Source organism: Myxosarcina sp. GI1(2024) (assembly GCF_053543375.1).
On sequence record NZ_JBKGTY010000003.1, the window covers coordinates 90,762 to 116,598 of the forward strand.

A 25,837-nucleotide genomic window follows, 5' to 3' on the forward strand; every position below is an offset into this window, starting at 1 on the left:
ATCTAATAAAATGGCGCTAAGAGCTTATTTCCTAACTTTATTATTTATATTTATTAGACTTTAGATGAAGTCAATAGTCGGAAAACTTGTAGGCGATCGCTATTTTATTTTAAGAGAACTGAGACAAGAACATTCGATCGCGCTATATTTGGCTCAAGATCGCAGTAACTCAGAAAATACTCAATGTCAAATTGAAAGACTGTATTTTTCGCCTCAAAGTAACGTTTTTAATTTTCAGTCTTGGCAAAACTTAGCCAAGCTGTTTCACACTGAAGCGATCGCTTTAAAAGAGTTGGGACGCCATCCACAAATTCCTCGACTGTTAGATTATTTTATCGAGAAACGAGAGTTTTATTTAGTGAGCCAATTGTGTGCTGGTAAAAATTTAAGGCAACGAGTTAAAGAAAAGCGTTTGTCAGAATCTCAAGCAATATTTTGGTTGCAAAGTACCTTAGAAATACTAGAATTCGTCCATCAAAAACAGATTCTTCATCTAAATATTAAGCCCGAAAATTTGATTCAATCAGAGGCAGACAGTAAAATTATTTTGTCAAATTTCGGTACGGTAAGAAATTCTCTAAATTCATTTTATAGAGAAACTCAGTCACTGATTGACGAGTACATTATTGATGACTATGTTCCCTTAGAACAACGTCAGGAAAATCCTAATTATACCAGCGATCTTTATGCCTTGGGAAAAGCGATCGTCTATGGGTTGACTGGAGAAATACCCAGGCGAGAAAATACTAGTTCGGTTAATTATCAAAAGCCACTATTAGCAGAAATAAGCGATCGCGCTAGGATAAATATTAGTTACAAATTAAATAAAATTCTGAGTAAAATGATTGAGGAAAATTCGGCAGTACGTTATCAGTCCGCTGCTGAAGTAATAGCCGATTTAAAGCAACATGAAAATAGCGTTGCTTTACCTCTGCCTTTTGTAGCTCTTGCTGATGAGGAGCAATCTACTGTTAAGAAAGCACCATCAAAAACTCAGTTTAAGTTTAGTAAAAAAACTTGGTTTTGGGTCTTATTATGTTTGCCTTTTATCATTGCCTCAATTATTTTTTTTATTGGGATCGACCGTAACATTTATCGAAATTTTTTATCTTATACCAATAAAGATTATTATTTAACGATTAAATATCCTCAAAATTGGTCGTTTCGAGAATTAGAAGATCCGATTACCGGCGAAATCGCAGTTTTTTCTTCTCCTTTAGAGCAAGACTCAGATTCGTTTCGAGAGAAGGTCTATTTATCCATAGAATATTTGACTTTAAATTCCCTGACTCTAGATGAATACCTTGAAACTCTCGTCGACCGTATTGAAGAAGAAGGAAATCAGTTAGAAGCACCGCCACGGAAAACTCAGTTAGATAAAAATCCAGCGATAACGATAGTTTATTCTCGAACAGAAGAGGGATTGAGTTTAAAACAGAGAGAAACTTTTACGATAATTAATAATCGGGTATATGTCGTTACTTATGTGGCAGAAGCAGCCAAATATAACAAATATTTTAAGACTGTACTAAAAATGCTCGAGTCTTTAGACATTGAATCTCAAATTTATACTATTAACTAATTAGAGATAAAATTAATAATTTCTCTAGCAATTGTTTCCGAGCCATTTTTTGCCAAGCTAATCTTCTGACGGGGAGGAATTAAATTGTGACGCAGAAAATCCCATTCTCCCTGGAGAAATTGCTCGGGAGAAAGAATTTGATGATAGGAATAGTCTCGAACGCCTTCAAGCAGTACTTCCGCCTCGGCAAAATCTTCGCGAGTTAAAGAAACGATCGCCACATCTTGACACATAGCTTCAGAAAAAGTACTAAAACCGGGTTTAGAAAAAACTCGACCGCATACAGGCATAAAATCGAGGGGTCGTAGGTAATTATCGCTAATTTTAAGTAAATTGGGTAACTTGGGTGCTTGGCGATCGAAGGTGATAAATTGCCAGTCGGGAAACTGCTGGAGATTGTGGTAGGGAATAGCCTGAATTCCCAAACCACCAAAGGTAAGTAACACGGTTTTTTCTGGAGGAATACTCAAGTTAAATTTTTGGCGCAGTTCCTCTCGAGCGTAGTAAGGTTGATCGCCAATTAACCCGACATCGGTAATATTGGGAAAAGCACTCATCGGTTCACACAACGGTAAGCGAAACAGGTGATCGCTTTGTTGGTAGTAATTTTTAATCCAGTTAGTAACTTCCGCAAAAGGCTTACCCCAATGACTATAGATGTAGTCCCAACCAAAATTACTAACCGTCCAGCAAGGAATTCCCGCCTCTTGGGCGATCGCCACAGCTAAAGCGGGAACGTCAGCTAAAATTAGTCGAACTTCCTGCTGACGAATAAACTCGACTTCTTCGGCGATAATTTCTCGTTCGCTGGCGATAATTTGCTGCATTTTCTCCAAAGTCGCCTGTTTGTCCATAGTCAGACTATCGCTTTGGATAACTCCTACGTCAAAAATGCGGGGACGATAGCTAAAATCTGTTTTTAAATAAGATTCAAGTAGCCATTGGGGAGCAACAGTTACAAAGATAAGCGAAATCTCTGGAGCTAACTGCTGTAGTTTACTGGCAATAGTTACAGTGCGAACTGCATGACCGAAACCGTGACCCGTAACTGCAATATATACTGATGGTTGAGACATAGATTGAGTGAGATTCAATTTAATTCAACCACGAGTATAGTGCAGTTTTTTTAATTCTTTAGTTGCCCAAATAACGTCGCAAAAAACTTTCTAAAGACTCCATTTTCATCTCAAAGGTCGATTCTATACGGGCAATTTCATCCATAGTGCAGAAAAATTCATGTGCCAATAAGGTTCTCAAAGTACCCAAAGATTTCTCTAGCTGAGGATTGAACCAACCAATTCCCGTCCGTAAACCGTCGAATAACATTAGTGGAGGATTGATAATAATGGGTTCTCTGTCGAATATACGAGCAAAAATCCGGGGAATATCTTCCCGCTTGAGAATGTCGGGACCGCCGACGGCAAAAATTTGGTTTCTAGCCGCTTCTATCTCGGTAGAGGCGAGCGCAATTGTCGCCAAGTCATCAGTACTGACGATTGAAGAACGATTTTTAGGATCGCCAATTATCAAATAAATTCCCGTTTCGCGAAATCTTTCTGCCAGGGCTAATAAATTATTAGCAAATCCAGAAGGACGCAGAATCGTATAATTCAAACCACTAGCAGCAAGATATTTTTCTACTTCTCGCTTGGCTTTAAAAGTAACAGAATCTTGATAGCCTCTGTCGACACCGAGAACGGAAATAAAGACGAAATGTTCGACGTTGTTTTCGAGCGCGCGATCGATCAGTGCGATATTAGCTCGATAATCTAGTGCTTGTGCATTTTGTCCGGAACCATGACAGCTAATGATATACTTTACGTCTCGACAGGCTTTGATAATATCTCTTTCATACTCTAAATCGCCAATAAAAATTTCTGCACCTCGGTCGGCTAATTCTCGGTAATTAGCAGTCAGACGCACAAAAGCGCGGACTGACATATCTTTTTCTCTTAATTGTCTGACGACTCTACGTCCTAAAGATCCCGTAGCACCAGTAACTAAATACATTGCAGCTATTTATCTCAACCTCCGTACTGTATTAATTATATGACGCTTGCTGTGGCTGGAACTGTAGTCGAGTAGCCCTATGAGTATGAGATTACGGGTCTCTCAATTAGCGATCGCAGCGAATTTAAATTTGACGAGAATAGTAATGAAACTGAAAAAATTAGGGAAGAAGTCTTAGTATTTTCGGTTTTTTGACTCCTGAGCCGACAAAATTCGAGATTTTCAGCCACATCCGACTTAAGTTAAAGGTGGTAGTTCTAAAGGAATTGCTCCCATGTTGCCCGTACGAAAGTCATATAATATTTGACGAGCGACCCTTTCTTTATCTCCTCGATACAGGCGATCGCCTAGTTGATGGATGTAAGCTTCTCCTGACATCTCTCGGGGATCTAAATGGTAGCGCGACTCTAAAATTTCGCTAAAATTCAACTCTACTAAAAACTCCACTGCTGCTGCTGCCACTAGTTGATTGTCATAAGAGGCTTGACCGATATCTTCACAAATTGCCAACTTGACCGCATCTTCTTGATTATCCAGTTTCCCAGGAATTACTCCTGGTGCATCTAACAATTCAATTTCATCGGAAATTCTTACCCAGCGCAACTGACGAGTTACACCCGCACGACGTTCGCTAGCTACCACTTTTTTACCCACCAGACGGTTAATTAGTGCCGACTTGCCCACATTGGGAAAGCCGACAACCACTGCTCGAACCGGACGGGGACGCATTCCGCGATCGCGCCTTCTCTGATTCATGGTTTTGCCTGCTGTTTGAGCGGCGCTTTTAACTGCTCTAATGCCTTTTCCTTGCTTGGCATTAGTAAAATGAGGTTGTTGTTGCTGCAAATGATACCACTTCAGCCAATTTTGCTTGACCTCTTCGGGAATCATATCGACGCGGTTTAACACTAAAACTTTAGGCTTGTTCCCAATCCATTCATCGATCTGGGGATGGTGAGAAGCAATGGGAATTCTAGCATCGAGTATTTCTAGCACTACATCGACACGCTTGAGTTGTTCTTTTAGCTGTTTTTCGGCTTTGGCAATGTGACCTGGATACCATTGAATCGGAGGAATTGACATAAATCGAGCAATAAACAAGTTGTTGACACTCCCACCACCTCTAAAATTTAAGGTCGAACGATATATTCCGAGTCAATAGCTTCTAACTTGCCAGTCTCAACTAAAGCTTGATATACTGCCGCCGCCGCTTCAGAACGAGTGGCAGATTGGTTGGGATTGAGAGCATCGCGAGCATAATCGGGACGATTGACCAGCAAACCTGCTTCTATAGCCGCTGCTACTTGTTCGGTCGCCCATTCTGGGATGCGATCGCCATCCCTAAACTGCTGTAAAGTCGCCTCCACATCTTGAGGTGGTTCTAAATTCAAACCAGTAGCCAAAGCAACTAACACTTGATAGCGGGGAATATTTTCTAGAGGGCGAAATTCTCTATTAGAGTAGCCTTTCATAAAGCCCATATCGACTGCTTTATTAATATCGGCAGCAGTGGCATTGTCTTCGGTTACGTCAGCAAAGTTTTTCATGACCTCAGTCTCGGGTTGGTCGAAAGCCGTACTAATTAAACTTGCCATACTAGCTCTGGTAATTAATTTATCTGGCTCGAAGAGATTTTCCGAAGAACCCGAAACTAAATCTCGTTCTGCTAATTCGGCAATAAAAGGATAAGCCCAATAATCTGGGGAAACGTCTTCAAATTCAATAGCAGCCTCAGGAGTCTCGGTTTCGGGAGTTTCTGCTACCGAAGTTTCGGGTGTCTCAGTTTCAGGCAGCTCGGTTTCAGGAGTTTCCGATTCGGGAAGAGTTCTCACCGGCGGTGGCGATTCGATTTGAGGAGATTCCATTACTTCTGGCTGTTCGATAATACTATCCAGAGATAATGGCGTGGGTACTAATCTAGCTCGTGAATCGATTCGAAAACCATCCTCTTCTGGTCGAGCAAAAATAACTCTTCTGTCTGACGGAACGGCTGAAGTTACTGGTTGGCGATCGAGATATCTAGAAGTTCTCTGCTCAATTTCCTCTGAATCTTCATCTGGCGATAATATGCGATTGAAACCAGGTTCGGTATCGCTTCTTTCTTCTAGGTCATCTTCGTCTTGTCGCAATGATAAAAAGCGATCGTCCGTTTTGACAACACCATTTAGTCGGATTTTGTTACCTAAAGACCAGAATAAAATCGCGCCGATAGCTGCAAAAGCGACGATGACTCCAATCATTTCGTCAAAGGTAAGAACTGGTCTTCTTCTCTGAGGCTCGTTATTCTCAGGAGGTTGAGGTGATAAATTAGTCATAAGAGATAAGCTAGATATATAACGGTGGTGATATTGAGTAAATTTAAGATTTCATATAAGTTTTAATCGCGGCAATAGAATTAGTCGAAGATCGAATTAAGTTAGTCACAAAGAATCTCTAGTAGGAGGATTGGCGAGCGACCAAATTAGGCTGTAATAGTGAGTTTGATTAAAAATTACAAAGTATCTGTATATAGAGTAATAGCAAATGGTAATTTTATAACGTCAAACAAACAAGTATTATTGTTAATTTTTACTTAATTTGCTGAGTTCAAAGTAAGAAGAAAGAAAAGAAAGTAACGATTATTAGTTAAAACAAAAGTACTGGCTTGTTGCTTCGTTTTAACTCGTACATGTCGATTTAACTGGATTTGTAGATCTTTACCATTCTTCTCGAAGCCAGTCACGAACGAAAACACCCATTTTTTTCTTACTAAGATGCGATCGCTTTCATCCACTAATCGGGGCGAACAGAAATTATTAGTCTCTTAACGAAATCATAATAGTTTCAGCTTACGAAAGAATCAGGCTTTAAGCCTCTGTCGAACTCACGTTAAAGTTGGTTGACAGTAAAAAGACTGGCAGACAACTACCAGTCTCAAAGTTTAATTCAGTTTAAATCATCCACTAGACAGAAGTAAGAGGTTTTTCTACTTCCGTTTCCGCAATTCGATCGGTCTTAACTTCAGGACTATCGGCTTCTGAAGGTGGTACTACCTGCCAGAATTGACCGAGATAACTATCCCAATTGTCGAGAATTTCCTTACCTTTAGAACTACCAGTTTTGGCGACGTGATTGGCAATCATTTCTCGCAGTTGTCTTTCGCCTACGGGAGATGTAACTCTCTGAATGCTAACGATTTCGGGATTGATTTTGGCAGGGAGAGAACCATCTTCATCTAGGAAATAGCCCAAGCCTCCAGTCATTCCAGCACCGACGTTACGACCGACAGTACCTAAAACTACGATCGCACCTCCGGTCATGTATTCGCAGCAGTGATCGCCAGCACCTTCAATTACGGCTTTACCAAAAGAGTTACGGACGGCAAATCTTTCTCCGGCTCTACCGTTGACGTATAAGATACCACCCGTCGCGCCATAAAGACAAGTATTGCCCACGATAACATTGGTTGCCGCATCGTATCCAGCAGTCTGGGGAGAAGCGAGAACGATCTCGCCGCCGTTCATTCCTTTACCTACATAATCGTTGGCTTCTCCTCGCAAGCTCAGATTCATTCCTGGCAAATTAAAGGCACCAAAACTCTGTCCGGCATAGCCGTGAAAATGGAGATTTATTTCACCGCTAAAACCAGTGTTGCCATATTTTTTGGCGATCGCACCAGCAATGCGTCCGCCCACACTGCGGTCGGTATTGACAATTTTGACTTCTTTAGTCACTTTCCCCTGAGTGGCGATCGCTTGGGCAATCTCGGTATCTGCTAGTAGTTCATCATCGAGAACCACGCCGTTGCTATGTACTTCTTCGTGTTGTAACCAACCACGATCTTCACTGACATCGGGCAAATTGAGCAGACAGTTTAAATCCAAGCCATTAGTCTTAGTTATTTTGAGGTCATCTCGCTGAATTAACAAGTCGGTACGACCGATAATTTCTTCGAGACGACGATAACCCAATCTCGCTAATAGAGAACGCACTTCTTCGGCGACGAAGTAGAAAAAGTTAACCACATGGTCGGGAATGCCGCTAAAACGTTGCCGCAGTTTTTCTTGTTGGGTGGCGACTCCTACAGGGCAGGTGTTTAAGTGGCAAACCCTTGCCATAATGCAGCCTTCAGCAATCATCGAGACCGAACCAAAGCCGTATTCTTCCGCTCCCATTAGAGCCGCCATTACTACGTCCCAGCCAGTTCGTATGCCACCATCGGTACGCAAAATGACGCGATCGCGTAGTTGATTGCCTAACAAGACGCGATGTACTTCGGTCAGTCCTAACTCCCAAGGAACCCCGGCGTGTTTGATCGAACTCAGAGGAGATGCTCCCGTTCCCCCTTCATGACCGGAAATCATAATCACGTCGGCGTTGGCTTTAGCCACACCGGCGGCGATGGTGCCGATGCCAATTTCGGCGACTAATTTAACCGATACTCCCGCTTGAGGATTGATTTGATGCAGGTCAAAAATTAACTGCGCCAGATCTTCGATGGAGTAAATATCGTGGTGGGGTGGCGGAGAAATCAAAGTTACTCCAGGTTTAGAACGTCGCAGTGTAGCGATATAAGGACTTACTTTCTTACCTGGTAGCTGTCCCCCTTCTCCTGGTTTTGCTCCCTGAGCCATTTTGATTTCTAGCTGTTTGGCTTCGACTAAATATTCTGGAGTGACTCCAAAGCGTCCCGATGCCACCTGTTTAACAGCCGAGCTAGCAGTATCGCCATTTTTTAATCCCTTTAAATGAGGCAGGGTAGGAGATTTACCATCTTTAACGTCGTCGAGGATTTTAAAGCGAATTGAATCTTCTCCTCCTTCCCCAGAATTAGATTTACCGCCAATCCGATTCATCGCAACGGCTAGAGTTTCGTGAGCTTCTCGCGACAGCGAGCCCAAAGACATTGCCCCCGTACAGAAACGCTGGACGATACTTTCTACTGATTCGACTTCTTCTAAGGAAATTGAAGAGCGATCGCTTTTGAAATCTAGTAAGTCTCGTAAAGCGGTGGCGGGACGCTGTAGCAAGTGCTGTTTGTAAACTTCGTAGTGGTCGTATTGCTTACTGTCTACTGCTTTGTGTAAAGCTTTAGCCATTTCTGGAGAATTTATATGATATTCTCCTCCTTTTTTGTATTTAATAAAGCCAAAGTTCTCTAATTTCTTACCTTGAAACTCAGGGAAAGCTCGCTGATGAAAAGCTACCACTTCTTGAGCTAGTTCGGCAATGGTCAAGCCTCCCAAGCGCGAAGTAGTCCCGGCAAACGCCAATTGGACTAAATCTAATCCCAGTCCCAAAGCTTCAAAAATCTGCGCTCCGTGATAGGAAGACAACAAAGAAATGCCCATTTTGGAGAGAATTTTTAACAATCCCGCCTCGATCGCTTTACGATAGTTTTGCTGCGCCTGAGTAAGGGTGATTTTCTCCAGTCGCTCGTTCTGCATCAACTTTTGCGTCTTAGGAGCGCTCCACCACTGTCTGACGGTTTCGAAAGTTAGATAAGGACAGACAGCCGAAGCTCCGTAGCCTACTAGACAAGCAAAATGATGAGTACTCCAACATTGCGCCGTATCTACGACTAAAGAAGCTTTCAACCGCAAACCGACCCGAATTAAATGCTGGTGTACCGCTCCTACGGCGAGTAATGGCGGAATATAGCTATATTCTTCACCTATTTTCTGTTCCCCGGGGCGATCGCTCAAGACGATAATTTCCGTACCTGCTTTGACCGCAGCGGCAGCGGCTTCGCATAAATTATTTACTGCAGTTTCCAAACCATCGGGACCAGTCGCGATTGGATATAGAGTAGAAAGTGTCCGATTAGCAAAATCAGAATTAATAATTGCGGCTAGTTCGTCATCGTTTAATATTGGAGATTCTAGTTTCAACAACCGCGCATCTTTTGGCTGAAGATTGAGTAAATTGCCTTTCGCGCCTAACTGCATCGAGAGAGACATCACCAAACTCTCCCTCAGGGGATCGATTGGCGGGTTGGTGACTTGAGCGAATCTCTGTTTGAAATAATCGTATAACAAGCGGGGTTTATCTGATAGCACTGCCAGAGGGATATCGTCACCCATACAGAAAGTAGGTTCTTTGCCGTTAATCGCCATCGACTCTACGATCATTTCCAAATCTTCGGCAGTATAGCCAAAAGCGGTTTGCTGCTCGAGCAAATCTTCTGCATCTAGTAAATTTTCGCTGCCAAATTCTCTTGGCTCGATTGACTGACGATATTGTTTGACCCATTCGCCGTATGGTTTGGCTTGAGCTATTCGCTGTTTGATTTTCCAGTTACGCAATATTTCCTTAGTTTGGAGATCGACGACTATGGTTTGTCCTGGACCCAGTCTGCCTTTTTCGACAATTTCGTCTTCGGGTAAATTAACTACTCCCGTTTCCGAAGCCACTACGATATAACCATCTTTGGTAATGCTGTAGCGTGCGGGACGCAACCCGTTACGATCTAAAGTTGCGCCGACGGTTTTACCGTCGCTATAAACTAGCAAAGCAGGACCATCCCACGGTTCTTGTAAGCCGCTATGGTATTCGTAAAAATCTACGATGTCGGGATATTCTTGCAACGATGGCTGATTTTTATAGGCTTCAGGCACCAAAATCATCGTTGCCTCTGGCAAACTGCGACCCGTACGCACTAATAATTCCATCGCGCTATCGAGGTTATAGGAGTCACTGTTGTGATTGTTGACGATGGGAGTTAAAGCTGCGATTTCTTCTCGTTGCCAACCGGGTAAACAGTCTTCCGTAAAACCATCGACTAATTCCTTTTCTCTGGTTGCCATCCAGTTGATATTGCCCAGTAAAGTATTGATTTCGCCATTGTGACCCAGCAGGCGCATGGGCTGGGCAAAAGGCCATTTGGGCATGGTGTTAGTGCTGAAACGACGATGATAGACGGCAAAGATGCTTTCATAGTCGGGATTGCTCAAGTCTCGATAAAAATTCCCCAATACTGCCGCCTGCACCATACCTTTGTATACAATTGTACGACAAGAAAAAGAGCAAATATAAAAAGTATCGGATAATTCTTTACCAACTCGCGATCGAGCTATATAAAGTTTGCGGTCTAATTCATCTCCTGACAAGTTATCCGTAGAGGTGACGATAATCTGTTCGATCTGAGGTTGATTGGCTCTGGCTTGTCTGCCCAACACCTCTGGATTCACGGGGACTTGTCGCCATCCCAGAACCTCTAAGTTTTCCTTAGCTACAGTTCGTTCGATAAATTTTTTGCATTCAGTAGCTAGTTCATTCTCTTGAGGCAAAAATACCATTCCCACACCCCAAGCTTCCGTTGCGGGCATCTCTAAATTTCGCTCGGCAAACCACGGAGCAAATACTTTGTTGGGTAAACTAGTCATTACCCCCGAACCATCGCCAGAATTACCATCTGCACTGCAGCCGCCGCGATGTTCCATACAGCCCAAAGCATTTAATGCTTGCTCGACTAGCTGATGAGTGCTGCGACCATCCTGGTAAGCGATAAATCCTACGCCACAAGCGTCTCTTTCTTCGACTAACCAGCGTTGACCTTTTAGTGATTGGACGGTAAACTCATCTCTGTTTTGTGTTATTTTTTGTTTCATATCTTGCTCACTCTATAATAATGAAATTAATTTAATTTATTTAATAACTTTTAAGCCAGCATTCAGAATTGGATAATATGATGTTGTTTTGATTAGATTTCCTTCTCGAGCTGGAAACTCTGCTTTTCTAAATGAGGCATCAGTCAGCTCGAGCTCACAGATCGTTTTAGAGCTTATTAGCCTTTCCCTTAGCTGCGACCAATTTTTACTTTGCTACTAGTAAGATTAGACAGAAATTATTCAGCCAGTAAATCGGTGCGACCGCTACTAAGGGCACATTCCTACTTGCAAAAAAACCTGAAAGTTCTGCCCGTGAAGATGTTCTTCATCAAGATCTAGATGAATCTTCTAGGTTTTCTAGAAGCATAGCTCGTCCTCTAACTTTGCCAAAAGACGCGCACTTTAGTTAATGACCGACGCGGTAAAGCGATCCGATGACAAGAACCAAGCTTTATTATCTAATCGTAGGTCATAAAGCACTAAATAAAAATCTTATTATGCCCATACAATCAAAGATTAGCGAATCTCAGCTCGTTTTCTCGGTGTAGGATGATACAAGCTGGCTAAAATCAACTCCTCATTGAAGTTAATTGTTGAGAAATTCGTTTGTATTTCAGAATTATCGTCGCACTCAAGCCCCAAATCTCCCATTATTTTTCATCAATCGGACTTTGTCTCAGCCTTAGAACGCATCTGTAGAGATGGGAATAATTTGACTTTATCGATCTTAGTTCTAAGATTATATTCTAAGTGAATCCAACCATATTTAGTGTTTATCATTTCATAAGTTTATCAAGATTGAGTATAAATCGATAAATTCATCCCTTTACCCTCTACATTTGGAAAATTATTTGTTATTTTGGATTGGGTCATAGATAACATCCATAACAAATAAATATAAATATGGACCTATGAACCTTAATATTAAATAAATCAAATATGCATTTTGTCAGCCAAAAATTAATTTATGTCTCAGTCTACTAAAACTACAACAGTTCAAGAGCATGAGTTGGCAATTCCCCCATCCTTGCCTCAAGTAGGAATTGCAGCCACCGAAATTCGTCCTTGGGGTTCTTTTACTACCCTAGAAGAAGGTCAAGGTTACAAAATAAAACGTATTGAGGTAAACCCAGGTCATCGTCTAAGCTTACAAATGCACCATCACCGAAGCGAACACTGGATTGTAGTCTCTGGAACTGCAAGGGTAGTCTGCGGCGATGAAGAAAAAATTATCAGCAGCAATCAGTCTACATACGTACCTCAATGTACACTTCATCGTTTAGAGAATCCCGGCGTAATTAAACTAATATTAATTGAAGTTCAAAACGGTGAATACTTAGGAGAAGACGATATAATTCGTTTTCAAGATGACTATTCTCGTCAGTAAACCAAATTTTCGAGGCAAGTAAAACAAATTTTATTGGTTCAATTTCAATGTAGGAAGATTTTGCTGTAGCATTGGCATAGAGACAAATTAGACAGAAGGTAATTTATCGGTTGTGGTCTATATTAGCCAAAGTGCAGCTCGAGAAATTAACAGAATTAGATTGAGTCACCAACAGCCAGACAGCCTAGTAAGACTGCAAGTCAAAACCGGAGGTTGCTCTGGTTTATTTTATGTTTTAAAGTTAGAGAATCCTGAAATGGTAAGGATTTCTGAGGCAACGTCACGGGGCGATCGCCTCTACGAAGAGTGGGGGATTTGTGTAATTGTCGATCGCCAGTCCGATTCTTATTTAAAAAATTTAAAGTTAGATTATTCAGAAGATTTGATGGGTGGCGGGTTTCGGTTTCAAAATCCTAATGCGAGCGAAACTTGTGGTTGTGGGTTGTCTTTTGCAGTATGAAGAATAATTATTAATTATAGGCTAGGTCAGAATTTTGCTTTGATTTGACAAAACAAAATTATAATTATATGATCAGAATTTGTCTGCTATTTTTTCGTTCTTTTGATTAATTAATAGATGAAGATTAAACCGTACACAATTACATAACTCATGCCCACCATACAGCAACTAATTCGTAGCGAACGCTCTAAACTACAAAAGAAAACCAAATCTCCTGCTCTTAAAGAGTGCCCTCAAAGACGCGGTGTTTGCACTAGAGTCTATACGACTACACCGAAAAAACCCAACTCGGCCTTAAGAAAAGTTGCTAGGGTTCGCCTTACGTCTGGATTTGAAGTGACGGCGTACATCCCCGGTATCGGTCATAATCTACAGGAACACTCCGTAGTTCTAATTCGTGGCGGTCGCGTTAAAGATTTACCAGGAGTACGATATCACATCGTTAGAGGAACTTTGGATACAACCGGAGTGAAAGATAGAAAACAAGGTCGTTCCAAGTATGGTACTAAGCGTCCTCAGTAAGCTTGAGGCAGTTATTGGCAGTCAACACATCAATTAATCAATCCGAAGCAACCCCATCTAAAACTTTAGTGTGAACTATACTTTACTTTATAGTTGAGAGATGCCCTGGTTAGTAATCTGTCAAACTATCTCTAGCTGCTGAGTTTAATTGTTCGAACTAATGCTATGGATGAACTTAAATCAAAATAAGGGGAACTGCCTCATTTGCCCCGAAATCCTTGCAGGAACATATAGTATATCTATATTCGTAAACTAGTTAAATCTGTAATTTACTATACTCTTTTCCAAATAAACCAATGTCCCGTCGTTCAGTTAGAAAAAAACATCCCGTTCCTCCAGATCCCGTATACAATAGCCGCCTGGTTAGCATGACCATTAGGCGAATCATGCGTAGTGGTAAAAAATCTCTCGCTGCCAATATAATTTATGATGCCTTGAAAATAATCGGCGAAAGAACTGGGAGTGAACCGCTGGAAGTCTTCAAGCAAGCGGTCGAAAACCTTACTCCTCTAGTAGAGGTTAAAGCTCGTCGAGTTGGTGGTGCTACCTATCAAGTACCGATGGAGGTCAGGCAGGGTAGAGGTACGACTTTGGCTTTACGCTGGCTAATTCAGTTTTCTCGTTCCAGAGGTGGACGAACTATGGCCAGCAAATTAGCTAACGAAATTATGGATGCTGCCAACGAAACTGGAGGCGCGATGAAAAAAAGAGATGAAACTCATCGCATGGCAGAAGCAAATAAGGCTTTTGCTCACTACCGCTATTAGTCCGAGCGACGAGCATAATTCCATGTCGATAAGTTAGAGAGAATAGTCAGAGAACAAACATAAAGAAAAGTATAAAATTGTAGATAAATGTAGATAAATCCAACATTTAATCATAAACATTTAATAATCTCATCCTGCAATCAGCAAGGAGGTATCTGTGGCACGTGCTATACCGCTTAAAAAAGTACGTAATATAGGCATCGCGGCTCATATTGACGCGGGCAAAACAACAACAACCGAACGAATTCTGTTCTATACTGGCATCGCTCATAAAATGGGTGAGGTTCATGATGGTGCGGCGATTACGGACTGGATGGAGCAAGAAAAAGAACGAGGCATTACCATTACTGCGGCTGCTATTAGTACCAGTTGGAATGACCATAAAATCAATATCATCGATACGCCAGGACACGTAGACTTCACCATCGAAGTAGAACGCTCGATGCGAGTATTAGACGGAGTGATTGCGGTATTTTGTTCGGTAGGAGGAGTACAGCCTCAATCCGAGACAGTTTGGCGGCAGGCGAACCGCTATAGAGTACCCAGACTTGCCTTCGTCAACAAAATGGACCGTACGGGAGCTAATTTTTTCAAAGTACACGAACAAATTAGAGAACGTTTGAGAGCCAATGCCATTGCCATTCAGATTCCTATCGGTAGTGAAGCAGACTTTGAAGGGATTATAGATTTAGTACGGATGCGAGCTAAAATCTATCAAGATGACTTGGGTCAAAATATAGAAGATACTGAAATTCCTGAAGCACTGCTTCCTAAAGCCAGAGAATATCGTGCTAAGCTAATTGAAGCGATCGCCGAAATCGATGAAAAACTCCTCGAAAAATTTATGCTGGAGGAGGAATTTGAAGAAGCCGAAATCAAAGACGCTCTTAGAAAAGGAACGATTGCTGGTTCGATCGTTCCCTTACTCTGCGGTTCTGCTTTCAAAAATAAAGGCGTTCAATTGCTTTTAGATGCAGTAGTAGATTATCTACCAGCTCCTTCAGAAGTACCTGCAATTAAGGGACTATTACCAGACGGTGGTGAAGCAGTCAGGCACTCTGATGACGACGAACCCTTTGCTGCTTTGGCATTTAAAATAGCCTCTGATAAATTCGGTCGTCTGACATTTATTAGAGTATACTCGGGAGTTTTAGAAAAAGGTAGTTATGTCTACAACTCTGCTAAGCAAAAGAAAGAGCGAGTCGCGCGCTTAGTCGTTTTAAAATCTAACGAGCGAATTGAAGTAGATGAATTGAGAGCTGGGGATCTCGGTGCGGTAGTAGGATTGAAACTAGCTACCACTGGAGACACCTTATGCGATGAAAACAATCCCATCATCCTCGAATCTCTATTCATACCCGAACCCGTAATCTCGGTAGCGGTAGAGCCACAAACCAAGAGCGATGTCGAAAAACTATCTAAAGCTCTACAGGCACTCTCCGATGAAGATCCTACTTTCCGCGTTAGCACGAATCCAGAAACCAATCAAACCGTAATTGCAGGGATGGGAGAACTCCATCTAGAAATTCTCATCGACAGAATGTTGAGAGAGTTCAACGTGGAAGCTACCGTAGGTAAACCTCAAGTAGCTTATCGCGAAACCATTCGCCAACCCGCTCAAGCAGAGGGTAAATATATCAAGCAAAGTGGCGGTAAAGGTCAGTACGGACACGCAGTCATTGAAATCGAGCCTGGAAAACCCGGTACCGGCTTCGAGTTTGTCTCCAAAATTGTTGGCGGGGTTATTCCTAAAGAATACATTCCCGCAGTAGAACAAGGAGTCAAACAAACTTGTGAATCTGGTATCTTATCGGGTTATCCTTTGATAGATATCAAAGTTACTCTAATTGATGGTTCTTACCACGATGTAGACTCTAACGAAATGGCTTTTAAATTTGCTGGCTCTATGGCAATTAAGGCAGCTGTTAACAAAGCATCACCAGTATTGCTAGAGCCAATGATGCAGGTAGAAGTCGAAGTTCCTGAAGATTTCTTGGGAGATGTTATGGGAGACCTCAACTCTCGCCGAGGCAATATTGAGGGAATGAACTCTGAAGAAGGTTTAGCCAAAGTCTCTGCTAAAGTTCCTCTAGCAGAAATGTTTGGTTACGCTACCGATATCCGCTCCAAAACTCAAGGTCGCGGTATCTTTTCTATGGAGTTTAGTAACTATGATGAAGTACCTCGCAATGTAGCTGAGGTTATTATCGCAAAATACAAAGGGAACGCATAATATTAGAATAAGGAACAAATAAAATTCATGGCACGCGCAAAGTTTGAACGGAATAAAGATCACGCTAATATTGGCACTATCGGTCACGTCGACCACGGTAAAACCACTTTAACCGCAGCAATTACTCTGGCTCTAGCAGCTTCAGGTAAAGCTACAGCCAGAAAATACGAGGATATTGATGCCGCTCCCGAAGAAAAAGCACGGGGTATTACTATTAACACGGCTCACGTAGAGTACGAGACCGACAACCGTCACTACGCTCATGTAGACTGTCCCGGACACGCCGACTACGTCAAAAATATGATTACTGGGGCGGCGCAGATGGATGGTGCGATTTTGGTGGTGTCGGCTGCTGACGGTCCGATGCCTCAAACTCGCGAACACATTCTGTTAGCAAAACAAGTAGGTGTTCCTAGCTTGGTAGTATTCATGAACAAAGAAGACCAGGTAGATGACGAAGAACTTTTGGAACTGGTTGAATTAGAAATTCGCGAACTGCTAAGCGAGTATGAGTTTCCGGGTGATGATATTCCTATTGTCGCAGGTTCTGCCCTTAAAGCAGTAGAGGCTCTCACCTCTAACCCCAAGATTGAAAGGGGGGATGATGAATGGGTAGACAAAATCTACGCTCTCATGGATAACGTGGATGAGTATATTCCCACTCCCGAACGTGAGGTAGATAAACCCTTCTTGATGGCAGTAGAAGACGTTTTCTCTATTACCGGTCGCGGTACGGTTGCTACTGGTCGGATCGAACGGGGTAAAGTCAAAGTTGGCGAAACCATCGAAATCGTCGGCATCAGAGATACTCGCAGCACCACGGTGACTGGGGTAGAAATGTTCCAAAAAACTCTCGATGAGGGAATGGCAGGAGATAACGTAGGCGTACTGCTGCGTGGTATTCAAAAAGACGATATCGAGCGCGGTATGGTACTAGCTAAACCAGGTTCGATTACTCCTCATACTCAATTTGAAGGAGAAGTATACGTGCTGACCAAAGAAGAAGGCGGTCGTCATACTCCTTTCTTTAAAAACTACCGTCCTCAGTTCTACGTGCGCACTACCGATGTCACAGGCACGATTAAAGACTACACTGCCGATGATGGTAGCGAAGTAGAAATGGTCATGCCTGGTGACAGGATTAAAATGACTGTAGAATTAATCAGCCCGATTGCGATCGAACAGGGAATGCGCTTTGCCATTCGTGAAGGTGGTCGTACTATTGGTGCTGGAGTTGTTGCCAAAATCGTAAAATAGCGACTGAGGCAGCATATAGAAAGAAAAAATAGGGCAGACTTAGCTAGAACTTTCAAAGGTTGGTCTAAGTCTGCTGTAATTATCTAAAGCTCTTTTGCTCGAACTCGTACCTTGAAAATCAAACATAAATAATGGCAACTATTCAACAACAAAAAATACGTATTCGTCTCAAAGCCTTCGATCGCCGCCTACTAGATACTTCATGTGAAAAAATCGTCGATACTGCCAACCGTACCAATGCTACGGCAATCGGACCGATTCCTTTACCTACTAAAAGAAAAATTTACTGCGTTTTGCGCTCGCCTCACGTAGATAAAGATTCCCGCGAACACTTCGAAACCCGTACTCATCGCCGCATCATCGATATCTATCAACCTTCATCCAAGACAATCGATGCTTTAATGAAATTAGACCTGCCCGCAGGAGTTGATATTGAAGTAAAACTTTAAAATTCCGAGTGAGAATTATTTTCCCTCTAGACCTTTCAATTCAATTTTGAAGGGTTATTTTAATCTGTCGTCTTAAGGAAAAATTCGCTAAAGTTAAACAAGAAACAATACGATTAGGTTAGCTACAAGCTCAGATGACATCTTCTTCGATCGCCGTAAGAGAACTGCCCTTATTTCCCCTGCCGGAAGTAGTTTTATTTCCCAGCCGCCCGCTACCGTTACATATTTTTGAATTTCGCTATCGTATTATGATGAATACGATTCTAGAAAATGACCGTCGTTTTGGAGTCTTAGCCCTCGATCCCGCTACTGGGAAAATTGCCGATTATGGTTGCTGTGCGGAAATTTTGCACTTTCAGAGATTGCCCGACGACCGCATGAAAATGTTAACTCTGGGTCAACAAAGATTTCGAGTTTTAGAATACGTGCGCGAAAAACCCTACCGAGTTGGTTTGGTAGAGTGGATTGAAGACCGTTCTCCTCAAGAAGATTTAAGACCGATAGCTAAAGAGTTAGAAGACCTACTACGAGATGTGGTTCGCCTGTCTGCTAAGCTGACCAATCAAAAAATCGAGCTGCCCGACGACTTGCCAAGTTTACCAAGAGAACTGTCTTATTGGGTGGCGAGTAATCTTTATGGTGTGGCTTCCGAACAGCAATCCTTACTCGAAATGCAAGATACTCTCGAACGGCTAAAAAGAGAACAAGAGATTTTGAGTTCGACTCGCAGTCATTTAGCCGCACGCACGGCTCTAAAAGATGCTCTGAAAAATGACTAATCTTGTAGATATCATAGCTTAGAGTAAGCTTCCTGGTAACTGGCGGAGAGCGTCTGTTTGAGCCATCCATCCGCTCTTGGAAGGACAAAGTTTTTATGTTAAACATCTCAAAATTATGAGTTATCCGTCGAGACAGACCTTGTTTCGGTAAAGGCTATTCTTGGAGAAGCCTTCATCGAGAGCAAAGCCGAGTTTTTACTTCATTCTACGATTTGCTAATTTCTAACTAATTGTCGTTTATGGGTAGTAGATTGTAGTTTCCAAATATTTTTAATCTTTCCGTACAGCCAGAAAGTTCATCCAAAGCAACTCTTAAAACTGGATCTTGTAAATTTCCTTCCAGATCGATAAAAAAGATATATTCTCCTAAAGAACGTTTAGTCGGACGAGACTCAATTTTGCTCAGATTGATCTGGCGCGAGGCAAAAATTTGCAAAGCTTTAACTAACGCTCCGGGAACATTTTTCGGCAAGCTAAAAGCCAGGGAAAGGTAATTACCGTTATCGTTTGGAGAGAGACCAACTAGCCAAAAACGAGTATGGTTATCGGGGCGATCCTTAATATCTCGTTTGAGGAGTGGTACATGGTAGAGTTGAGCGGCACGAGGTGAAGAAATCGCCGCGCTCGATGAATCGCTTTTCAAAAACTGTAAAGCCTCAGTAGTAGAGTTAGTAGCAATAAGTTTAGCTTGAGGCAAAAAGTTTTCTAACCATTTTTGACATTGAGCCAACGCCTGAGGGTGAGAATATACTTTCTCAATTTCTGTTAGTGAAGAATTATAAGATAAAAGTCCGTGAGCGATCGGTAAAGTCAATCCTTGAAGAATCTTGAGATCGTCTGTGTGCCAGAAAGCATCTAAAACTACTGTAACGCTGCCTTCAATGGAATTTTCGACCGGAACTACTGCTAGATCGGTTTCGCTGCTAGCCACAGAATTCAAAGTTTTAGTAATGCTGGGATAAGAGCATAAAGTAGCCTCTTGGTGTTTATAAGTAGCTAGCCAACTGGCATAAGCTAAAGCCGCCGTTTCAGAATTAGTACCAGTAGGACCTAAGTATGCTAGAGAAACTTTCATTATCAATATTGTATAGACATAGATACCCGAAAAATATATCTTCAGTATAAATTTCCCAAATTAAATTTTTTTTTGAAGAAATGTAACCTAAAATTAATAAATACAGAAAATTTAAATTAATTTACTACTTATGTACATTAGCTTTAAAGCCTCAGAAACAGTAAACATAGCTGTTAAAAACGAAGATATTCCCATACAGCATTATTTACGTCAGTCTCACAGGGTAGTAGAAGCAATTGCTAATCCTCGCTTGATGAAACAGCTAGAGGACGATCTGTATGAGTTAAAAATGCGTCCGATTGATTTTATGCAAATGTACCATTTTCAGCCGATTGTCATTTTGAAGGTTTGGTCTGGCAATAATGGAACGGTATATCTTCAATCGAAAGGGTGTGAAATTAGAGGAATAGACTATATAAATCGTCGCTTTTCTCTAAAACTTAAGGGCATATTGTACCCTCAAGAAAGCAACGGACAAACTAATTTAGAAGGCAAAGCAGATTTAGAAGTAGGGGTAGAAATTCCTGCAGCTTTAGCTCTAACTCCCAAACCTTTGTTAGAAAGAGCTGGTAACAAACTTTTAAAGAGTGTTCTAGTTAGAATCAAACAAAAACTAACAGCTCAACTTGTGCAAGATTATCGCACTTGGGCAGCAAAAGAAGAAAACACTGAGGCAAATGGTGAATTAGGAATTCAAGAAATCCAAATTTAAGACCCGTTTATCGACTAACGGTGTATTTACGAACGAAAGAACCGCGATGCTGCCGGCATACCCCATATTTCTTCAGAGCCAGACGATGTTTTGCAGTTGGATAACCTTTATTTGCAGCCAAATCGTATTGAGGATACGTAGTCGCTAAATCAATAATTAAATTATCTCGCCACACCTTTGCCAAAATACTAGCTGCCGCTATTAAGGGTGAACGTTCATCTCCTTTAACTAGAGTTTGTTGGGGAAGGTCGAGATTGGCGATCGCATATTTACCATCTACCAGACAGATTGCAGGAGTACAGCTTAACTGTAATACAGCTCGCTTCATTGCCAACAAAGAGGCTTGCAAGATATTGAGACGATCGATTTCAGCAACGCTTGCCATGCCAATTTGTCCGTCAATAACTGTAGCTGTAATTGGAGCGATCAATTTTTGTCGTTTGGCAGCGGCGAGTTTTTTACTATCTTTAACTCCCAAGTCAATTAATAAAGGCAAACTAGACAGAGGAGCAACTACTGCCGCAGCTACTACGGGACCGAATAAAGCTCCTCTACCTACTTCATCAACTCCAGCTACCAGCATTTCTGGGGTTGGATTGAGACCGCCTTGACTAAACATCCGTGCGATTTAGATCTCCGGTTCAAACCCTTGCTTCCTTGGCTGCGGACGAACGGCGACGACGGCGGCGACGATTATTAGTTACATCTTCAGAATCTTCATCCGTAGAGTCTGTAGCATTATCGGCATACCTCCAATTTCTAGTAGAGTTTGCAGTCTGAGTGGCTATCTCTGCCTCCCTAGCACTAGTTTCGCTCGCTTCTTGCCCGCTCGAAGTGGCATTTTCAGCACCGTCTTCAGATTCTAAAGATTCTCCTGGAGATTTAACATATACCGAAATTGATTTAGGATCTTTAACTGTTTTCTCCGAGCGAATTAGAGGAGAGACTCCCAACAAAGCATATATTTCTTGCTCTAACTCGGTCATTTCTAAGACAATCTTTTCTGAATTAGGATCCTCTCTTCGTAGAGTGCGGGATTGAACTCTCGACTTACGCTCTTCGCGATCGTTGTAACGATCGCCTTCTCGGTCTAAATTGCTCGAGTTGAGTTCGAAAGTTTCAGTTTCCCCCGACTCATCTTTGATTAATAAATCCTTAGAGCGGCGACGGCGACGACGATTGCCGTTAATATCGCCAGTTTCGCGATCGCTAGAGCTGTTGGTTAGTTCCAGTTGACGGTTGGAGCGATCGTAGCTCAGTTCTGAAGTCGATTCGATAGTTGGCGTAGTGCGATCTCTATCTAATGTAGGCAAAATTGGACGGGTGGTATTAGCTGATTCGCGAGCTATTGCTGGAACGGTCACTGGCGGAGTCTCTAATGCTTCTGGTTCGGATTTAGCTGGTAAATTGGCTAATTGTCCCAAGCCACCGCAGGTATGACAAGTTTGTCCGAACAGTTCGTAGATATTTTTACCCTGTCGCTTGCGGGTTAACTCTACTAAACCTAATTCGGAAAGCTGAGCAATTTGAGGTCTAGCTTTGTCTCCCTTTAACGCTTTATTAAAATGTTCGAGTAATTTGAGCTGGTCGCGTCGGGAGTCCATATCGATAAAGTCAACTACAATTACACCACCAATGTTACGCAACCTTAGCTGACGCGCAATTTCAGTAGCGGCTTCGGTATTAGTCCACAAAACGGTTTCTCTTGCAGTTGCCGAACGAGTAAAAGAACCAGAGTTAACGTCAATCACTGTGAGAGCTTCGGTAGGCTCGATAATGATATAACCACCTGAAGGCAGCTCTACTCTTGGCTTTAGTGCCTCGCGTATTGCAGCATTTACCCGATAGTATTCTAAAATAGGCTGATGCTCACGATGATGATCGATAAAAACTCCTTGAGGAGAACGACCACCACTCCAATTCATTAAGTGCTGTCTAATGCGTTTGACTCCTGCTGGTGAGTCTACGACAATAGTATTGACATCAGCTGAATACACATCTCTTAGTACCCGCTGGATAAAATCATCATCTCGATTTAACAATGCGGGAGGTTTAACAGAATTAGCCTGATATTGAATTGATTCCCACTGTTTTTGGAGAAACTCTAGGTCTTCAATAATAGCTTCTTCAGCTTTGCCTTCCGCTTCAGTTCTGACGAGCAAGCCCATGCCTGGAGGCTTGACTAAAATAGCTAGAGCACGAAGACGACTGCGTTCGTTTTCCACTGAAATACGTCGAGATAACTTAACTCCTCTACCATAAGGCATCAAAACCAAGTAGCGACCTGGTAAAGTGATGTTACCCGTCAGCCTCGGACCTTTGTTTCCTGTAGGTTCTTTCATGACTTGAACCAAAGCCCTTTGGTGTGGCTCTAACAGTTCGGTAATGGCAGCTGAAGTTTTCTTCAAGCGAAGAGGACCTAGATCGCTGACGTGAATAAAGCCGTTTCGTTCGGCATCGCCGATGTTTACGAAAGCCGCGTCTATACCAGGAATAACATTTTCTACCGAGCCTAAATAAATATCGCTGACCTGTTGATTGCCAGTTGCTACAATCAATTCTTGGATGTGTTCTTCCCAAAAGACCGCTGCTAGATGATGTTGCTCGGCAATGATAATTTGTTTTGGCATCAATTTTCCTCAAAATCTTAATAGCCGATCGCGCTATGTCCGATGAATAAAGTAAGTTTGATCTCTAACTCGGCTGTTTGAAGATTTAGCTACAGCGCGATCGCTCTTTTTGAATATTTAATTCTGAACGACTATATTTTGTTATGTTTTTTAACTACAAAAGCCTGAAATGAACCAGCAAACTTTACATAAGTTAATAGATCGCTGAAGTACTAGCCTGTAGTTTTATTTGAGTTTGTAATCTATGTCATCGTTACACCGGCTTTGTAAGTGGGTGCCTGCGATGACCGCATTTTACGGATAAATAGTTAGTTTTAGTTAGACCGATTGTTTTGAATTGTTAACTTTATTTCTCCTTTCCTACTTTATAAAAAAAACTATTAGCTATTAATTGCCTCAATTTCTCTACTTATTTTTTCTTTACGCTTGGGTAACTCTTGGTAACTGAGAAATCTGTTGCTCGAGCGACCAAAACTCGGTCGAAGTTCGAGCTGACTCAATCGGAAGTACCGAGTATCTATAAAAGGTCGATCGCTCCTTTAATACTACTAGTTTAGTCCGAAGGTCAAAAACAAAAGAAAAAACTGAGGTCGAAGTCTTGGTCCGGTCGCAGACTCAACCAGATCGAATAAATTTTTGGGCAATTGATGAGAAAGACTCCGCCCTGAAACGACGGATGAGGCGGATCGACTAGAGGAGGCAATTGGCGAAGCATCGCCGTCAAGCAAAGTCCCCCGTCGCAGGTTTCCTCCGCAGACAAGGAGCTGTAACCTAAATTAATTTAGGTGCTTGAAAACCCCGCGGTCCCTCAGCTTCCTCTAACTTTCTTGGGTTTTGCTGTTTTAAGAGCTTGCCGCTTTTCCATACTGATTTTAGCAGTTTCGCAGTACACTTACGTTTGATGGAGGTGCGAGAGCGTTCGGTACCTGGGAAGGTCGCAGCTTCCTCTGAAGGTGGGTGCCCCTTACTCAGAGTAACTCCGCCCTAACACCACGGAGAGTGGTAGGCTGACAAGAGCGCGAAACTTCTCCGCCTTCTAGCGCCTCAGTTTCCTCTGATTTCGTCAATTTTGACTGAGAGATGACCTATGAAGCTCTTTAATAGATATAATAGCCTGCTATTGTAACTGATATTTTACCATTATCGCAAGTTGCTCTGCCGCACCCGATGTCCCTCTAACTCGACGTAAGCGATCGCTCATGGTTTGAAGTTTTTGGGGATATTGGAGGTAATCTAATGCTAAATTGGCAACAGTTTCTGGACTTAATTTACCAACTAACTCGGGTACGATTTCTGCTTTTGCCCAAATATTAGGCCAGGCAAACAAGCGTCTTTGTCTGAGAACCAACCAGTTGATCGACTTGGCTAAAATTGCTCCTACACCGGGCAAATTAGCCAAAACTCCCGGTAACCCATCCCAGGCACGCATCGCATCTAGCTGTTGCGTGGGTAACAAGACGAGCATCGGTATTGCTAATGAGGCTAATTCAGCAGTATTTGCTCCTACAGTTGTTACACACAATTGACATTGACTCAAAGTTTCATAGGCAGGAAACTCGGTAATCAAGCTAATTTTAGTACCGCCAGAAGTAACTAAATAAGGAAAAGTAGTAGTTAAAATTAATTTGCCGCTAACTTTTCCTAGTTGAGAGATTAAATTATTAGTTCTCGGAGCAGCGTATTTAGCCAGAGTAGTTAAATCTAGGGTTGGGGCAACGGGAATGATAAATCTAGCTTGAGGTAGCTGTTGCCGAATTTTTTCGGTGATCGCCAGACATAGAGGTACGCCCTGAGCCAGTTTGGCGGGCTTCGAGCCTACTAACAAACCGATAAGTGGAGTTTGAGAATCTTTACGACGATCGCCACTCACTTCTAAAGCCACATCGGCAATTAGATCTCCGACTACGGTACATTTATGGCGGCAAGCTCGAGGTATTTTTTCCGCTACCGTTTGATTCATCACAGCAAAGCGATCGATCCAGCGATACCAGCGGGCATCCCATTCAGCATAGACTAGAGTAGAGTAACCTAGGCGTTTGCCGATAACTACCGTATAAAACTGATCGCCACCGAGAAAGATAACTACTCCCCGCCTACGCCAGCCCCAATTTTCCCTAGTTTTTCCCCACAGCAAAAACTGCCAAAAATCTTCTGCAGGCAATACCCGATCTACTTGGGGGTAACTCAGGGCGATCGCCGCTTCTTTTCCGGTACTATGGGGACAGGGAGATAAAACTACCGAAATTCTCACCCGAGCAACATTGTTACCTAACTGCTGTCGCAGCTGTTTGACTACTGGGCGCACCCAAGTAATAATTTCGCCAGGAGCATTAGATAAAATGACAATATCGACAGGTGCCATGATTGGTTTAAACTCCTTTGTGG

The 25,837-nt window shown here is 42.4% G+C and carries 19 protein-coding genes; 10 read left to right on the plus strand and 9 right to left on the minus strand.

Annotated elements, in window-relative coordinates; genetic code table 11:
* The first annotated feature begins 64 nt into the window (after nt 1-64).
* Nucleotides 65-1,582 carry a protein kinase domain-containing protein gene (locus tag ACLFKQ_RS14045; protein WP_449000436.1) on the plus strand — a complete coding sequence of 506 codons (1,518 nt, stop codon included), beginning with the start codon at nt 65-67 and terminating at the stop codon, nt 1,580-1,582.
* Here the strand turns inward: ACLFKQ_RS14045 and ACLFKQ_RS14050 are convergent.
* From ACLFKQ_RS14050 to gltB, 5 genes are all read right to left on the minus strand, one after another.
* Nucleotides 1,579-2,658, minus strand: a complete 1,080-nt coding sequence (locus ACLFKQ_RS14050; protein WP_449000437.1) for a glycosyl transferase — start codon at nt 2,656-2,658, stop codon at nt 1,579-1,581. The genes ACLFKQ_RS14045 and ACLFKQ_RS14050 overlap by 4 nt on opposite strands.
* Nucleotides 2,659-2,716: 58 nt before the next feature.
* A complete protein-coding gene (locus ACLFKQ_RS14055) occupies nt 2,717-3,592 on the minus strand; it encodes an SDR family oxidoreductase (RefSeq protein WP_449000438.1) in 876 nt (291 codons plus the stop codon).
* 237 nt (nt 3,593-3,829) lie between these two features.
* A complete protein-coding gene (gene ylqF / locus ACLFKQ_RS14060; protein WP_449000439.1) occupies nt 3,830-4,675 on the minus strand; it encodes a ribosome biogenesis GTPase YlqF in 846 nt (281 codons plus the stop codon).
* 47 nt (nt 4,676-4,722) lie between these two features.
* Entirely contained in the window at nt 4,723-5,907 is a 1,185-nt protein-coding gene (locus ACLFKQ_RS14065) for an S-layer homology domain-containing protein (RefSeq protein ID WP_449000440.1), read from the minus strand.
* A 627-nt stretch (nt 5,908-6,534) separates the two neighbouring features.
* On the minus strand, nt 6,535-11,181 hold the full coding sequence (gene gltB, locus ACLFKQ_RS14070) for a glutamate synthase large subunit (RefSeq protein WP_449000441.1): 4,647 nt from the start codon (nt 11,179-11,181) through the stop codon (nt 6,535-6,537).
* A gap of 967 nt (nt 11,182-12,148) precedes the next feature.
* Here gltB and ACLFKQ_RS14075 point away from each other — a divergent pair.
* The 8 genes from ACLFKQ_RS14075 to ACLFKQ_RS14110 all read left to right on the plus strand — a co-directional run bounded on the left by ACLFKQ_RS14075 (nt 12,149) and on the right by ACLFKQ_RS14110 (nt 19,035).
* A complete protein-coding gene (locus ACLFKQ_RS14075) occupies nt 12,149-12,568 on the plus strand; it encodes a cupin domain-containing protein (protein ID WP_449000442.1) in 420 nt (139 codons plus the stop codon).
* A 112-nt stretch (nt 12,569-12,680) separates the two neighbouring features.
* A complete protein-coding gene (locus ACLFKQ_RS14080) occupies nt 12,681-13,028 on the plus strand; it encodes a HesB/IscA family protein (protein WP_449000443.1) in 348 nt (115 codons plus the stop codon).
* Nucleotides 13,029-13,178: 150 nt separating this feature from the next.
* Entirely contained in the window at nt 13,179-13,550 is a 372-nt protein-coding gene (gene rpsL / locus ACLFKQ_RS14085) for a 30S ribosomal protein S12 (RefSeq protein ID WP_449000444.1), read from the plus strand.
* 296 nt (nt 13,551-13,846) lie between these two features.
* Nucleotides 13,847-14,317: a 30S ribosomal protein S7 gene (gene rpsG, locus ACLFKQ_RS14090; protein ID WP_449000445.1), complete on the plus strand. Its 471-nt coding sequence runs from the start codon at nt 13,847-13,849 to the stop codon at nt 14,315-14,317.
* Between the two features lie 157 nt (nt 14,318-14,474).
* Complete coding sequence (gene fusA / locus ACLFKQ_RS14095; protein ID WP_449000446.1) at nt 14,475-16,550, plus strand: elongation factor G; 2,076 nt, start codon at nt 14,475-14,477, stop codon at nt 16,548-16,550.
* 27 nt (nt 16,551-16,577) lie between these two features.
* A complete protein-coding gene (gene tuf / locus ACLFKQ_RS14100; RefSeq protein ID WP_449000447.1) occupies nt 16,578-17,807 on the plus strand; it encodes an elongation factor Tu in 1,230 nt (409 codons plus the stop codon).
* Between the two features lie 131 nt (nt 17,808-17,938).
* Nucleotides 17,939-18,256, plus strand: coding sequence for a 30S ribosomal protein S10 (rpsJ, locus tag ACLFKQ_RS14105; protein ID WP_015193495.1), 318 nt, complete (start codon nt 17,939-17,941; stop codon nt 18,254-18,256).
* Nucleotides 18,257-18,390: 134 nt separating this feature from the next.
* Nucleotides 18,391-19,035, plus strand: coding sequence for an LON peptidase substrate-binding domain-containing protein (locus ACLFKQ_RS14110; protein ID WP_449000448.1), 645 nt, complete (start codon nt 18,391-18,393; stop codon nt 19,033-19,035).
* A 226-nt stretch (nt 19,036-19,261) separates the two neighbouring features.
* Here ACLFKQ_RS14110 and pheA read toward each other — a convergent pair whose 3' ends face one another.
* Nucleotides 19,262-20,110, minus strand: coding sequence for a prephenate dehydratase (pheA, locus tag ACLFKQ_RS14115; protein WP_449000449.1), 849 nt, complete (start codon nt 20,108-20,110; stop codon nt 19,262-19,264).
* A 130-nt stretch (nt 20,111-20,240) separates the two neighbouring features.
* Here pheA and ACLFKQ_RS14120 point away from each other — a divergent pair, with 130 nt between their 5' ends.
* Nucleotides 20,241-20,822 carry a DUF1997 domain-containing protein gene (locus tag ACLFKQ_RS14120; RefSeq protein ID WP_449000450.1) on the plus strand — a complete coding sequence of 194 codons (582 nt, stop codon included), beginning with the start codon at nt 20,241-20,243 and terminating at the stop codon, nt 20,820-20,822.
* Between the two features lie 7 nt (nt 20,823-20,829).
* Here the strand turns inward: ACLFKQ_RS14120 and ACLFKQ_RS14125 are convergent, their stop codons facing one another.
* The 3 genes from ACLFKQ_RS14125 to ACLFKQ_RS14135 form a co-directional block, all read right to left on the minus strand.
* Nucleotides 20,830-21,441: a ribonuclease HII gene (locus ACLFKQ_RS14125; RefSeq protein ID WP_449000451.1), complete on the minus strand. Its 612-nt coding sequence runs from the start codon at nt 21,439-21,441 to the stop codon at nt 20,830-20,832.
* 22 nt (nt 21,442-21,463) lie between these two features.
* Nucleotides 21,464-23,452, minus strand: coding sequence for an Rne/Rng family ribonuclease (locus ACLFKQ_RS14130; RefSeq protein WP_449000452.1), 1,989 nt, complete (start codon nt 23,450-23,452; stop codon nt 21,464-21,466).
* 1,117 nt (nt 23,453-24,569) lie between these two features.
* Nucleotides 24,570-25,814 (minus strand): lipid-A-disaccharide synthase, encoded by a 1,245-nt coding sequence (locus ACLFKQ_RS14135; protein WP_449000453.1) that lies wholly within the window; start codon nt 25,812-25,814, stop codon nt 24,570-24,572.
* Between the last annotated feature and the right edge of the window lie 23 nt (nt 25,815-25,837).